Origin of the sequence: Zhongshania sp. (genome assembly GCF_047636175.1) — a bacterium.
Taxonomy (GTDB): domain Bacteria; phylum Pseudomonadota; class Gammaproteobacteria; order Pseudomonadales; family Spongiibacteraceae; genus Spongiibacter.
Window position 1 is genome coordinate 1 of record NZ_JBLIKC010000041.1, and the last position, 13,776, is coordinate 13,776.

Genomic DNA, 13,776 nt, shown 5'->3' on the forward strand with positions numbered 1-13,776 from the left:
TGCGCGGTGTATTGCTTATGGCAGTGCCCGCTGCTGTGGCGCTAATGCTACTTGCCGAGCCAATTTTAATTACCTTGTTTCAGTACGGTGAGTTACAGATGCGCGACGTGTCGATGGCGGCCTTGAGTCTGCGTGCCTACACCTTGGGATTGATTCCGTTTATGTTAATTAAGGTGCTGGCCCCAGGCTTTTATGCCCGCCAAGACACCAAGACCCCGGTGCGTATTGGTATTATCGCGATGGTCGCGAATATGGTGATGAATATCGCCTTCGTCATTCCATTGCACCACTACTGGCAGGTAGGTCATGCTGGTCTTGCGTTGGCAACAGCGGCTTCGGCCTGGCTTAATGCGGGTTTGCTGTATCGCGGTTTACGTCGCAATGCGAGTTTCACGCCCTTACTTGGCTGGGGCCGCTATTGTTTGCAGCTGCTGGGCGCCGTGGTGGCAATGAGTGCCTGCTTATATTATGGCCTCCAGTGGTTCACTGGCTGGGAGGCTTGGAGTGTATGGGAGCGCGCCTTGCACTTATTGGTCTTGTGCGTCGCTGGCGGTGGAGCTTACGTCTTAGTGATGTTTGGCTGCGGTTTACGGCTGCGAGATCTCAAAGGGCCGGTCGCACATTAAGGCTGTAAAGTATGGTTTTTAGCGCGCGGGTATAGCGATATTAGCTTGCAGCGGCAAGACTCACGAAGACTGGCGTTTTAGTCGGGCCTACGCTGGGCTATAATCTCTCGCTTTGCTGAGTAATAAGACGGTAGCCATGGAGTTAATCCGCGGATTTCAACATTTTCGTCCTCGTCATCGTGGCTGTGTAGCCACGATAGGGGCTTTTGACGGTGTTCATTTGGGACATCAGGCGGTATTGCGCCAGTTAATTGCCAAGGGTCGAGAAATGGGTTTGCCGTCAACGGTGATTATTTTTGAACCCTTGCCCCGAGAATTTTTCTCGCCCGATGAAGCTCCGGCGCGCTTAATGAGTTTTCGCGAGAAGTTTATTGCTCTGCGGGATTTGGGGATTGATCGGGTAATGAGGATTAGTTTCACACCTGACTTTCGCGATATGACCGCCCATGAGTTTATTTACAAGCTATTTGTGGTCGGCTTGGGTGTTAAATACATTGTGGTTGGCGACGATTTGCGTTTTGGACGCAACCGCAGTGGTGATTTCGATTTGTTGCGCAAGGTTGGCAAAAAAGACGGCTTTGACGTTGTGGACACCTCGACCTTAGAAGTGACAGGTGAGCGAGTTAGTAGCACCCGTATCCGTGAGGTCTTGGCCGATGCTGATTTTGAAATGGCTGAGCGTTTACTCGGGCGGCGCTACAGTATCTCAGGGCGCGTTATTGTTGGTCAGCAGTTAGGTCGGATCATTGGTACACCAACGGCAAATATGGAGCTACACCGACTGCGCTCGCCTTTGTCGGGTGTATTTGCTGTGGAAGTCTACGGTGCAGATAGTGTTATGCGCCCGGGTGTCGCCAATGTCGGTGTGCGGCCGACGGTGGGTGACTTGTCCAAGGCGATTTTAGAAGTTCATCTGCTGAACTTTGAAGAGAATATTTACGGCCGCAATATTAAGGTCGTATTCCGTAAGAAACTGCGGAATGAGCACAAATTTGACGGGCTTGATGCACTCAAGGCGCAAATCACCCAAGATGTAGCGCAGGCGCGAAGCTATTTTAATCTTTAGCCCAAGCTTTTAATTCATAGTGGGGCCTTTGCACGGGCAAGACACAAGCGTGCAAGAGGGTCTCATCGTATCGACCTTTGGAAAATACAGAACACCTATATGAGTGAATACAAGCACACCCTGAACTTACCCGAGACGAGCTTTGCCATGAAGGCGAACTTGTCGCAACGCGAACCCGGTATGCTTAAACGCTGGCAGGAAGAGGGCGTGTACGAGCAAATTCGCGAAGCTCGCGCTGGCCGCGAGAAATTTATTCTCCACGATGGGCCGCCTTACGCAAATGGCGATATTCATATCGGTCATGCGGTAAATAAAATTCTTAAAGATATGATTGTTAAGTCAAAAACCTTAAGTGGCTTTGACGCCCCCTACGTGCCGGGCTGGGATTGCCACGGCCTGCCAATAGAGCTGAACGTAGAGAAGAAAGTGGGTAAAGCCGGTCATAAAGTTGACGCGGCCACTTTTCGTGAGAAATGTCGCGAATACGCCTATAAGCAAGTGAATGGCCAGCGCGAGGATTTCAAACGTTTGGGAGTATTTGGCGATTGGGATAGACCGTATCTGACCATGGACTTCAATTTTGAAGCCAATATTATCCGCGCTCTGGGTAAAATTGTTGAAAACGGCCATATGCACAAAGGCTTTAAGCCGGTGCATTGGTGCATGGATTGCGGTTCGGCGTTAGCAGAAGCTGAGGTTGAATATAAAGATAAAACCTCACCGGCAATCGACGTGGCATTTGCGATTGTTGATCGCGATGCAGCTATTGCAAAAAGCGGTTTGTCCGCCGACATTGATGGTGAATTGAATCTGGCGATCTGGACCACCACGCCGTGGACCTTACCCGCTAATATGGCGGTGTGTTTACACGCTGAGCTGGATTATCTGTGGGTGAGTTTTACCGGCGAAAGCGGTGGCAAGATGGTGTTGCTACTAGCCGATGCCCTGCATGAATCGACTATGGCACGTTACGGTGTCGGAGATTTTGCCATTGTGGGACGTTGCAAAGGCGCGGCACTGGAAAATTTGCAGTTGCAGCATCCGTTTTATAGCCGGCAGGTCCCAGTCATTCTCGGCGATCATGTAACTACCGACGCAGGTACCGGGGCGGTTCACACCGCACCAGCGCATGGTCAAGACGATTACGTGGTGGGCAAACAATACGGTCTTGAAGTGTACAACCCTGTGGCGGCCAACGGCACATTTTTAGCGGGCACCGAGTTATTTGAACGTCAGCATGTCTTTAAGGCGAACGACAATGTGATCGAGGTCCTGACTGAGCGCGGTCGATTACTGCACTGTAAACATTTTGAGCATAGCTACCCGCACTGTTGGCGTCATAAGAGCCCGATTATCTTCCGCGCCACACCGCAGTGGTTTGTCAGCATGAAGCAAAATGGTTTGCTCGACATGGCGATGGCTGCAGTCGATACCGTAGCCTGGACGCCGAGTTGGGGACGTGCGCGCATCGAGTCGATGATGCAAGAGCGACCTGATTGGTGTGTTTCTCGCCAGCGGACTTGGGGCGCGCCCATTGCGCTATTTGCTCACAACGAAACAGCTGAATTGCATCCGCGCACAGCTGAGCTGATCGAGCAAGTAGCCAAACTCGTTGAGGCTGGCGGTATTCAAGCGTGGTTCGACTTAGACGCAGCGGAGCTGCTCGGTGACGAGGCGACGCAATACAGTAAAGTGAGCGATACCCTGGATGTGTGGTTTGATTCTGGGGTGACTCATTTCGCGGTATTGTCGCAGCTAGATAATCTGCAGTTCCCCGCCGATCTTTATCTGGAAGGCTCGGATCAACATCGCGGCTGGTTTCAGTCGTCCATGTTGACCTCGGTGGCGACTACCGGTGTAGCACCCTATAAAGAGGTGCTTACCCATGGTTTCACGGTAGATGCGCAAGGTCGGAAAATGTCCAAGTCGGTGGGCAATGTGGTTGCGCCACAAAAAATCATGAACACCCTGGGTGCCGATATTTTGCGGCTTTGGGTAGCGGCAACCGATTACCGCAATGAAATGACGGTGTCGGACGAAATCTTTAAGCGTACCGCAGATTCATATCGTCGGATTCGCAATACCGCACGCTTCCTTCTTTCTAATATGGCCGGCTTTGACCCGACCGAGCACGCTGTAGAGCCATCAGAAATGCTGGCACTGGACCGCTGGGTCATGCATCGTGCGGCGGTATTGCAAGAAGAGATTATGGCGGCGTATGAAGCCTATCAATTCCATTTGGTCTATCAAAAGCTGCATAACTTCTGCGTATTGGAATTGGGTGGCTTTTACCTAGATATTATTAAAGATCGCCAGTACACCACTAAAGCCAATAGTCTGCCGCGGCGTTCTGCGCAGACTGCTATGTACCATATTGCCGAAGCCCTTACGCGCTGGATTGCCCCCATCTTAAGTTTCACCGCAGACGAGTTGTGGGAGCATTTGCCGGGTGAGCATTCGGGCACAGTATTTGCCGCTGAATGGTATACCGGTTTGAGTAAAATGACGCTTGATAGTGACATGGGTAATGATTTTTGGAATACCGTGCAAGATGTTAAATCCGCGGTCAATAAAGTGCTGGAAGGCGCGAAGAAGGAAGGTTTTGTTGGCGGCAGTTTGGCGGCAGAAGTCACTTTATTCTGCGATGAATCACTAATGACAACCTTGCATGCTCTGGGTGATGAACTGCGATTTGTATTGATTACTTCAGCTGCTCGTTTAGCGCCTTTATCTGCGGTTAACGAAGCGATAGCGACTGATATTGAAGGTTTGCAGGTTCGCGTGGCGGTTAGCGAAGGGACTAAGTGTGCACGCTGCTGGCACCATCGCGAGGATGTTGGTCAGGCTCTAGACCATCCTGAACTGTGCTTTCGCTGTATAGATAACGTCGACGGTGACGGGGAAGTGCGTTTGTATGCATGATGATGGAGTAAATAGCGAAATGGCTGCCCAGCGCCGTGGTCGGTTTTTTTGGCTACTAGTGGCAACCGCGGTGGTCGTGCTTGATCAAATCACTAAATATTTCGCCAATACCATGTTGGATTACGCCAGCCCGGTAGAGATTTTTCCGGTGCTGAATATTACTTTGCATTACAATCCTGGCGCGGCGTTTAGCTTTTTGAGTGACGCCGGCGGCTGGCAGCGGTGGCTCTTTTCGGTGATCGCTTTGGCGGTGAGCGCGTATATTTGTGTATGGCTGATGCGCTTGCGGCGTGAACAGTGGCTGCTGTCGCTTGCCTTAGCCTTGGTCTTAGGTGGCGCTCTCGGTAATTTGTGGGATCGTCTGTTTCTTGGATATGTTATTGATTTTGTATCGGTACATTGGGGAGATAGCTACTTCCCCACCTTTAATATTGCCGATGCGGGTATTAGCGTGGGTGCCTGCCTACTGTTGCTCGATATGGTGGTAAATCCTGAATCGGAAAATCAGCATGAATAGCTGTGTGGAAATGTATTGATCATGACGAATGTTAGCGTAGCACCGGCTACCGAAATTAGTTTGCACTTTTCTCTTAGTATCATTGATGGCGATTTGGTGGACTCTACCTTTGGTGGTAAGCCGGCTAATTTTGTATTTGGTGATGGCAGCCTGCTTCCCAGTGTAGAGGCCAAATTACTAGGTTTAACAGCGGGCGCGAAAGAGACCTTTATTTTGGAGCCGCAAGACGGTTTTGGTCAGCGCAACCCGTTGAATATTCAGCGTTTTCCGCGCAGCCAGTTTAGCGCCGATATGGTGCTGGAAGAAGGCTTGGTGATCTCCTTTGCTGATGCGGCCCGCGCCGAGGTGCCGGGTGTGGTGAGCGAGGTGAGCGACGAAGATGTGATGGTAGATTTTAATCATCCGCTGGCCGGTCGAAAGCTGAGTTTCCGTGTTGAAATTTTAAGCGTCAGCGCGCAGGCTGATGGCAAGTAATATCCATTGGTGAAAGACAGTAATCTGAACATGGTGACGTAATGACTAGCTCGGGCGATAAAATGCAAATAAAAATGGCGAATCCTCGTGGATTTTGTGCTGGAGTGGATCGCGCCATCGAGATTGTCAACCGTGCCTTAGACGTGTTTGGCGCGCCGATTTATGTGCGCCACGAGGTTGTACACAATAAATTTGTTGTTGAAAACCTGCGCCAACGCGGTGCCATGTTCGTTGATGAGCTGGACGAAGTGCCAGACGATAAAATAGTGATTTTCAGTGCTCACGGCGTATCGCAGGCGGTTCGCAACGAGGCTGATCGCCGCGGCTTGAAAGTCTTTGACGCCACCTGTCCGCTAGTGACAAAAGTGCATATGGAAGTGGTTAGTTTCAGTGGCGCGGGTCATGAGTGCGTATTGATCGGTCACAAGGGCCACCCTGAAGTTGAGGGCACAATGGGGCAATATGACGAATCCCTAGGTGGCGGTATCTACCTTGTAGAAGACGTTGAGCAAGCCTTGGCGCTTGAAGTAAAAGACCCAGACCATTTGTCCTATGTTACCCAGACCACCTTATCTATGGATGACACTGCCGCGGTCATTAAGGCTTTGCGCAGTAAATTTCCCAATATAGAGGGTCCACGTAAAGACGATATTTGCTATGCCACTCAAAACCGCCAAGATGCGGTAAAAACGTTAGCGCAGCAGGTGGATGTGGTACTGGTGGTAGGTTCACCAAATAGCTCTAACTCCAACCGCCTGAGAGAGCTGGCCGAACGTATTGGCTGCCGTGCTTATTTGCTTGATAGTGAAGCAGATATTCGTCCCGAATGGCTTGAGGGGCAGCCCAAAATCGGTATTACCGCCGGCGCCTCTGCACCGGAAGTACTGGTCAAAGCGGTCATTGATCGGCTTTGCGAACTGGGCGCATCCGCCCCTGTAGAGCTTGATGGTCGTCCTGAAAATATTACCTTCTCGCTGCCAAAAGAGTTGCGTTTGATTGAGGTTTCTTAAGCCCGTCAGCACTCAGCTATTTCTGATTTAATCATTCTCACCCGCCCGCCAATACTGATAATAAGCCGGTATACTTCGCTGTGATCTGGCCTACAGACGGTAATTGTTCCAACTTGAAAGGCACCGTTTGCCGTTGTTGCACTGCCGTCAGGGGCAAATTTGACATAATTCGCTACCCAGCGGTTTCCGGTGATAGAGACATTCTTCTGAGCTGGATTACGAGCTAAGATTATTTCGCTTGGCTCTCTCTCGCCATTGCTATTGTCATCTTCAAATAGAGCGACGTGGCTAGACCAGTCGCCATCTTCATTCCACACTGTGATTTGCTTGCTTCGCAATACTGCGGTTGCTCTGGCGCTAGTGAGTAGGCTAAAAAGCTGCTGTCCGGCTGCGCGCAAGCGATGTTCTTGAATCAGAGCATAGAAAGCGGGCACCGCGCTAAGCGCCAGTATTGAGGTAATGGCAAGTACGCCAATAAGTTCGAGCAATGAAAACCCTCGGTTTTCCACAATGGATTCCTTTCCATATTGGATTTAACTTAGGTACACCTACCTGTTTATGTGTCAGCTGCCATACTGATTAGGTTTAAATGAGTACTAAGCTAGTCTAATCTAGAACTATGCGGAGATATGTCAAGTTTACACAGGTGCGTCTAATGCAGCTTAGCAGTGGAAACCGGGGATTTACCTTAATCGAGTTGATAGTGACGGTCTCGATCGCCTCAGTATTAGCGGTTGTTGCTGTGCCTAGCTTAAGCCAGTTTATCGATGAATCTCGTGATCGCGCGGTGGTTCAAAAGCTTATAAAATCCCTTGTGGCTGCACGCTCCGAGTCGGTGGTGCGGGCTGCCCCTGTGAGTTTGAGCGCAATAGATGGCAACTGGGCTAACGGTTGGTTGAGCTGGGTTGATACCGATGGCAATGGCAGCTATGACGATGGCGAAGCCATTCAAAAAAGTGCCGCGGTCAGCGGTGGCGCGGCGATTACAAGTGATCGCGGCGGCACCGCCGTAAATACTATCGCATTTAGCCGCGATGGTTTTCTCAATGATGCCGCCGTAATAGTGATTTCATATCGCACATCCCCAGAATATTGTTCCCGTGATCGCAATATTAGCGTCAGTCCTATTGGTCAGGTGAGTGTGTCCGAAAGGAGCTGCTCGTGAATAGAAGTCGACAGCGGGGCGTAACCTTAATCGAAGTGCTTGTCGCGGTATTAATAACGGCGACAGGTGTACTCGGCGCCGCCGCGATGCAGCTCAATGCAGTAAAGTTTAATCAAACCTCCGCCACTCGGTCCACCGCCGTTTTCCTTGCTAATGATATCTCAGACCGTCTGCGCGCTAATCGGGCCGATGCCTTGGCCGGACGTTATGATTTGGCCATGAATAATGACGCGCCGACAGGTAAGGCTATTTATCAAATTGACGTGCAGGACTGGCTACAGGAAATTGCCCTACGGCTTCCGGCGGGTGATGCTTCCATAGAGCGAGATAACACTAATTTTATTATTTCTATTCAGTGGGACGAGAGTCGACTGTCGAAGACCCGCGAATTAAGCGCCAGCGACAATCAAACCTTTATTTTCCAGACTAGGCTGTGAAGGGGTGTATATGAAGTTGTCACAGCGAGGGCTTGGTCTTGTCGAGCTGATGATTTCTATCACGCTGGGCTTATTTTTAAGTACCGCGGTTATTCAAGTTTTTCTCGCCACGAGTACCAGTTCTAAAGTTCAAGACTCATTAGCGCAAGTTCAAGAAAATGCACGTTTCGCAATGCGCTTTCTGGGTGAAGAAATTAGGATGGCAGGCTATATGGGCTGCAGCTCCATTGGTAACATCAATGTTAACGTCATTGCTGTGCCGGCAAGCGCAGTTGATTTTGGTATGGCAACGGCGCTGGTGGGTGAAGATAATGTGGCCGCTGGCAATGTCTTATCAGCCGTGCCCGGTAGTGACTTGTTGCATATTAAAAAAGCGTCTGAAAGTAGTGTAAAGGTCACCGGTAATATGGCGACTAACAATGCGAATTTACAAATTGAAAACAATAGCCTTAGTCTTGAAACTGGGGATTACGTCATGGTTAGTGATTGCCTTAGCGCAGATGTATTTCGGGTTGTGAATAATCTTGGCAGTAACGGCAATGCCGCAGCGACTTTAGCCCACTCTCAGGCCCAGGGACTTAACTCAAGCAACAACCTAAGTAAGCTCTACCAAACCGACGCCGAAGTGTTTGCCTTTGAAAGTGTTGATTACTTTGTTCGCGATACCGAAAGAGATACAGCGGGAGGGCTGCCGATAAATGCTCTCTACATGCGACGTCTTATCGCTGGCAGCGGTGGTGCAATCAGTGCCGCGGTAGAGTTGGTCGAGGGTGTTGAGGATATGCAGATACGCTATGGTGTAGATACCGATGCTGATAGAGCTGTGGATGCCTACCAAACTGGGGCTGCGGTGACGGATTGGGAAGATGTGTTAAGTGTTCGGATAGCCTTGCAGCTGGTGGCAAATGAGGAAAATGTTGTTGGTAAGACTGGTGGCTCTAATGCACAGGCAATTGTTGACTTAAATGGGAGTGTTGTTGCCAATACGGACGGCCGCTTTAGACAAATATTCACCAATGTATTTGCTATTAGGAATAAATTGCCATGAAGTGTGGCGTGAAAAGAAATAGTGCTGGTAGACAACGCGGCGCGGTATTGATTGTCAGTCTTGTATTTATGCTAATACTCACCATTATCGCTGCAACGTCTATGCAGTCCTCGACCTTACAAGAGCGGATGGCGGGCAATGCTAAAGATACCAAATTAGCATTTCAGGCAGCTGAAGCTGGGTTGCGTGTTGCCGAAGCTGCTTTGTCACAAATAAATGTGGGTCCATTTGATGGCAGCAGTGGTTTATATCGCCTGTGCGCGGATCCTAAAGATACTGCGACTGCCTGTGTTGGACCAGATTGGTCTAAGCATTCCTCAGTAGGTTGGCAAGTTCTGGCTACAGATGTGATTTCCTACGCCGCACAACCGCCAGAATACTTTGTTGAAGAGCTAGGGAGTATAGCAAGCGAAAATGAAATATTAGATTCTGATAAACCCATCACGCCCCTAGTCTTTTATCGCGTAACCGCACGGGGCTACGGGGTAAGTAACCGCAGTATGGTTGTGCTAAGTACGACATATAAGAGAAATAATTAAGTGCGCGCAAATTGAGTCGGGAAAAAGCTATGGCTATATCTAAGAAACATAATAAGCACATTAGTTTATTATTTCTTGCTATGGGATCTATCTGGCTGAGCTTGATTAATGTGCCCGTTGCCGATGCTGCAGGTAGCTGTATTATCGAGCAAGTGACTAGTAAGTCTATCGGTAAGAAGAAGGCTAATCAAACTTATACATTCTCGAATTTAAGAGAAATCACTGAAATAGTGAATGTCGATGTTAATAAAAATAAACAATGTCCTAATAGAAAGTATGCGTTTAATGATAATAAGCTGACTGTTTATAACAGTAGAAATGATGATGTAAAATGTAAGGCCAAATTTACTGTTAAAGGCGAGAAGACAGACTGCTCTTCGGTTGATCCGGTGAACGATGATATCGCCCAGAACCCATTATTTTTAACTCAGGCTGCTGAACCCAATGTTATGTATATTTTGGATGACTCAGGTTCAATGCAATTTGAGTTGATGCCAGATAGTATTATTTATAGTAGTGCTCGATATATCTTTCCTAGGGCAGATGGCGTCTATAAAGGTAATGACTACCGCAACTATGTCCCCACTGTTAATGATAATTCAGGGTTTAATGCACGCTCGCGATCGCCACAAATAAACTCCGTTTACTACAACCCTGGCTCAACTTATGCACCTTGGATTAAGGCAGATGGGAGCTTGTACCCCGATTCAAATCCGTCTTGTGCCCTTCATAATCCAGATAGGCCAACAACTAGTTTTGATTCAAAGTATTGCCGAAAATTAACCACAGAAGCCAACGATAATTATAATAGTGTGCGCTGGTACGATTGTAATAGCTTTGGTTACTGTAATTATACAACAAGCGCAAAAAAATATTGGCCAGCCAAATATTTTTGGTACAACGGTACAGGTAGTGATTGGTCTTGGAGTAATTTCAAAGAAGTTGAGATTCGTTCAGGCCAGACATATACCGGTGATGGTCGTGAAAACCGTGATGACTGTGATGAGAGCGATGATGGGTCTGTTTCTTGTACATACACTCAGGAAATACAGAATTTCGCAAACTGGTATACCTACTATCGTTCACGTGTTTTAACTGCCCGGGGCGGCAGCGGCTATGCTTTTGCTGAGCAGGGTGTAGGAATGCGAGTTGGCTTTGGCAGTATTAACCAAGACGAAACCACCATAGATGGTGAAAAGACCAAAGTGATTGTTAATGGCGTGCGCGCTTTTGACGGCGAAGCACGAACTAATTTTTACAAATCACTATATGAACGTGAGATTCCAAATGCAGGAACACCATTACGCTTAGCGGTGGATTATGCGGGTAAGTATTTCTCAAGAAAGGATAATAAGGGACCTTGGGGCGCCGATCCCGGTGTGGATGACAACTCTGACCAGTTGGAGTGCCGAAGAAACTATACGGTATTAATGACAGACGGCTACTGGTCTGGCTCTGCTGCCAGTGGCGGGCCAAATAATAATAATGATGGTACTGATGGACCTACTCAAACTGGGCCCACTGGTGCGAGTTATAGCTATAAAAAGGTGTCGCCATTTACCGACGGAGAGTCCGGTACGCTAGCCGATGCGGCTATGTATTATTGGAAAAATGATCTGCGCACCGATATGCCCAATGTGGTTGCGGTATCTAAAACTTCGCCGGCATTCTGGCAGCATATGACCACCTTTGGTGTGGGCCTTGGGGTTTTTGGTACGGTTGATCCAGATACAGCATTTGCCGCGATTTCGTCCGGCGATACAATCACTTGGCCTAAGCCAACATCGAATGAAGTTCATAAAATTGATGATTTACTCCATGCGGCTGTTAATACCCGGGGCGGTTTTTTTAGTGCCTCAGAGCCAGAGGTCTTTGCTAATAAGCTTGGCGCGATTTTGCAAACGATTGCTAATGAAAGTAAATCTTCTGCCTCTTCTGTCGCCGCAAACTCGACGCGATTGGATTCGGGAACCTTAATTTATCAAGCTAGCTTTAATAGCTTGGAGTGGTCTGGTCGTATTATTGCATATTCTTTGAATAGTGACGGTACTCTTAATAATGCTGTATGGGATACCAATAAAGGTGGTATTCCAGCGCCAGCTTCTAGAAATATTATAACCGGTGTAGGTGATCAACAGGGGTTCACAAATAAGGCAATTGCGTTCACTGATACGAACTGGAGCCAATTAGCGACAAGTCAACAGAATGAGCTTATCGCTGGTGAATCGATTGCTGATGGCCAGGCGCGTCTCGCGTGGCTGCGAGGCGACAAGAGCAGCGAGGGCACTAAGTTCCGAGAGCGCTCAACAATTCTGGGTGACATTATTAATTCAGATCCATTTTTCGTTGGTCAAAACGAAAACTTTGTTTACAACAAATTACCGGGGCTTGAAGGCTCAAGTTACGCAAGTTTTCTTGCGACTAAGGCCGCACGTACCTCGATGATTTATGTTGGCGCGAATGATGGAATGTTGCATGGGTTTAATGCCGCCACGGGTGTTGAGAAATTTGCTTACATTCCTGTTTCTGCGTATCCGAAGTTAGCTGAACTGACTGCGCCTGAGTACGATCACTCCTATATTGTAGATGGCTCACCTCGGGTATTAGACGCCTATTTGAGTGGCGCTTGGAAGTCGATTTTAGTTGGCTCGACTGCGGCCGGTGGTCGATCTGTTTTTGCGATTGATGTTACAAATCCTGACACCTTAGGGGCATCTAACTTTCTTTGGGAGTTCGCGACACCGACCACCGCCTCTGATAAATTAGGTGTTGCTATGAGCCAGCCTGCCATCGCCCGCGTTGCGGCGGGAGGCAAGTGGGTCGCGATCTTTGGTAATGGTTATAATTCTGGTGATACCGTTAAACTCTTCGTTGTTGATTTGGGGACCGGCGCATTAATAAAGGCAATTAATACTGGCGTAAGTGGCGCCGATAATGGCTTGGCAACGCTAGTCCCCGTCGATGTCAATAATGACCGAGTCACCGATTTTGTCTACGCAGGTGATTTGAAGGGCAATCTTTGGAAGTTCGATTTAAGGGGAACAAATAATAGCCAGTGGGATGTGGGCTATAAGACGGCAGGGGTTGCAACACCTCTTTATACCGCTGTTGATTTAGACGGTAATCCTCAACCGATTACCTCTCGTCCCACAGTAGGCGACCACCCTCAAGGTGGGTATATGATTTACTTCGGTACGGGCAAATATTTTGAAAACAGCGACGCAGTGTTGCCCGCAACGCCGCAAATCCAAGATTTTTATGGTATTCGTGATAATGGTGCCAGCTTTACTGGCAGGGATAAGCTGCTTTCGCAATCGATTGAATTTCAAGGGACGGCTACAACCAAAAATGGATCAATCTCTACAAATCAAATTCGCATTGTAACTAACAATAGCGCCGGTTCACCGCCGACCTATGGCTGGCATTTATCCTTGTACCCGCCGTCGAAAGCGCGCACCGGCGAGCGCGTCGTTTCACAAGCCGTGCTTCGCAACGGCAGAATTATCTTCGCCACTATTATTCCCTCGGAAAGTGTCTGTGGTTTCGGTGGTAGCAGTTTTTTGATGGAGTTAGATGCTGATACCGGTGGTCGTATCGGTGATCCAGTATTAGATATTAATGGCGATGGTAAAGTGGATTTGTTGGATTTAGCTCTCTTTGAGGGAGACTATTATCCTGTAAGTGGTATTGGGGGTCCGGAGATGATTAAAACGCCAAGTATCATCGGCGCCGGCGAGCTCGAATATAAGTATACGTCGGGTACCAGTGGTACGATTGGAGTGATTACAGAGACGGGCGGAGGAAGCGACGTTTCCGGTCGGCAGTCATGGAGACAACTGCAGTGATACATTCTAAGCGAGGCTTTAGTTTAATAGAGCTTATGATTACTGTAGTGATAATCGGTATTTTGGCTTCTGTCGCCTATCCCTCCTATCAAGAGCAAGTGGCTAAGTCGCGGCGTACGGAAGCGAG

The 13,776-nt window shown here is 48.6% G+C and carries 13 protein-coding genes; 12 read left to right on the forward strand and 1 reads right to left on the reverse strand.

Annotated elements, in window-relative coordinates:
• The 6 genes from murJ to ispH all read left to right on the forward strand — a co-directional run.
• A partial coding sequence (gene murJ / locus ACI955_RS16495) for a murein biosynthesis integral membrane protein MurJ (RefSeq protein WP_415244839.1) occupies positions 1 to 626 on the forward strand: 626 nt, incomplete at its 5' end.
• Between the two features lie 136 nt (positions 627 to 762).
• Positions 763 to 1,692 carry a bifunctional riboflavin kinase/FAD synthetase gene (gene ribF / locus ACI955_RS16500; RefSeq protein WP_415244840.1) on the forward strand — a complete coding sequence of 310 codons (930 nt, stop codon included), beginning with the start codon at positions 763 to 765 and terminating at the stop codon, positions 1,690 to 1,692.
• Between the two features lie 99 nt (positions 1,693 to 1,791).
• The gene (ileS, locus tag ACI955_RS16505) at positions 1,792 to 4,614 is read left to right on the forward strand and encodes an isoleucine--tRNA ligase (RefSeq protein WP_415244841.1); all 2,823 of its coding nucleotides are present in this window, start codon (positions 1,792 to 1,794) and stop codon (positions 4,612 to 4,614) included.
• Positions 4,607 to 5,131, forward strand: coding sequence for a signal peptidase II (gene lspA, locus ACI955_RS16510; RefSeq protein WP_415244842.1), 525 nt, complete (start codon positions 4,607 to 4,609; stop codon positions 5,129 to 5,131). The genes ileS and lspA overlap by 8 nt, the downstream gene beginning before the upstream one ends.
• A gap of 21 nt (positions 5,132 to 5,152) precedes the next feature.
• A complete protein-coding gene (fkpB, locus tag ACI955_RS16515; protein WP_415244843.1) occupies positions 5,153 to 5,605 on the forward strand; it encodes an FKBP-type peptidyl-prolyl cis-trans isomerase in 453 nt (150 codons plus the stop codon).
• A 62-nt stretch (positions 5,606 to 5,667) separates the two neighbouring features.
• A complete protein-coding gene (gene ispH, locus ACI955_RS16520; RefSeq protein WP_415244850.1) occupies positions 5,668 to 6,615 on the forward strand; it encodes a 4-hydroxy-3-methylbut-2-enyl diphosphate reductase in 948 nt (315 codons plus the stop codon).
• Positions 6,616 to 6,620: 5 nt separating this feature from the next.
• On the opposite strand, the gene ACI955_RS16525 is transcribed toward ispH, so the two are convergent.
• Positions 6,621 to 7,124: a GspH/FimT family pseudopilin gene (locus tag ACI955_RS16525; RefSeq protein WP_415244844.1), complete on the reverse strand. Its 504-nt coding sequence runs from the start codon at positions 7,122 to 7,124 to the stop codon at positions 6,621 to 6,623.
• Positions 7,125 to 7,270: 146 nt separating this feature from the next.
• On the opposite strand from ACI955_RS16525, the gene ACI955_RS16530 reads away from it, so the two are divergent.
• The 6 genes from ACI955_RS16530 to ACI955_RS16555 form a co-directional block, all read left to right on the forward strand.
• A complete protein-coding gene (locus tag ACI955_RS16530; RefSeq protein ID WP_415244845.1) occupies positions 7,271 to 7,780 on the forward strand; it encodes a GspH/FimT family pseudopilin in 510 nt (169 codons plus the stop codon).
• Positions 7,777 to 8,217 (forward strand): type IV pilus modification protein PilV, encoded by a 441-nt coding sequence (gene pilV, locus ACI955_RS16535; RefSeq protein ID WP_415244846.1) that lies wholly within the window; start codon positions 7,777 to 7,779, stop codon positions 8,215 to 8,217. The genes ACI955_RS16530 and pilV overlap by 4 nt, the downstream gene beginning before the upstream one ends.
• 10 nt (positions 8,218 to 8,227) lie before the next feature.
• Complete coding sequence (locus ACI955_RS16540) at positions 8,228 to 9,265, forward strand: PilW family protein (protein ID WP_415244847.1); 1,038 nt, start codon at positions 8,228 to 8,230, stop codon at positions 9,263 to 9,265.
• 8 nt (positions 9,266 to 9,273) lie between these two features.
• On the forward strand, positions 9,274 to 9,804 hold the full coding sequence (locus ACI955_RS16545) for a PilX N-terminal domain-containing pilus assembly protein (RefSeq protein WP_415244848.1): 531 nt from the start codon (positions 9,274 to 9,276) through the stop codon (positions 9,802 to 9,804).
• 29 nt (positions 9,805 to 9,833) lie between these two features.
• A complete protein-coding gene (locus tag ACI955_RS16550) occupies positions 9,834 to 13,649 on the forward strand; it encodes a pilus assembly protein (protein ID WP_415244849.1) in 3,816 nt (1,271 codons plus the stop codon).
• Positions 13,631 to 13,776: type IV pilin protein (locus ACI955_RS16555; RefSeq protein ID WP_415244851.1), on the forward strand; the 146-nt coding region annotated here is incomplete at its 3' end. The genes ACI955_RS16550 and ACI955_RS16555, both read left to right, overlap by 19 nt.

Bases quoted from the DNA above. Each gene is read 5' to 3' on its own strand.
- ileS (WP_415244841.1), top strand. From the start codon at position 1,792: ATGAGTGAATACAAGCACACCCTGAACTTACCCGAGACGAGCTTTGCC.
- ispH (WP_415244850.1), top strand. From the start codon at position 5,668: ATGCAAATAAAAATGGCGAATCCTCGTGGATTTTGTGCTGGAGTGGAT.
- ACI955_RS16530 (WP_415244845.1), top strand. From the start codon at position 7,271: ATGCAGCTTAGCAGTGGAAACCGGGGATTTACCTTAATCGAGTTGATA.
- lspA (WP_415244842.1), top strand. From the start codon at position 4,607: ATGCATGATGATGGAGTAAATAGCGAAATGGCTGCCCAGCGCCGTGGT.
- ACI955_RS16550 (WP_415244849.1), top strand. From the start codon at position 9,834: ATGGCTATATCTAAGAAACATAATAAGCACATTAGTTTATTATTTCTT.
- fkpB (WP_415244843.1), top strand. From the start codon at position 5,153: ATGACGAATGTTAGCGTAGCACCGGCTACCGAAATTAGTTTGCACTTT.
- ribF (WP_415244840.1), top strand. From the start codon at position 763: ATGGAGTTAATCCGCGGATTTCAACATTTTCGTCCTCGTCATCGTGGC.
- ACI955_RS16540 (WP_415244847.1), top strand. From the start codon at position 8,228: ATGAAGTTGTCACAGCGAGGGCTTGGTCTTGTCGAGCTGATGATTTCT.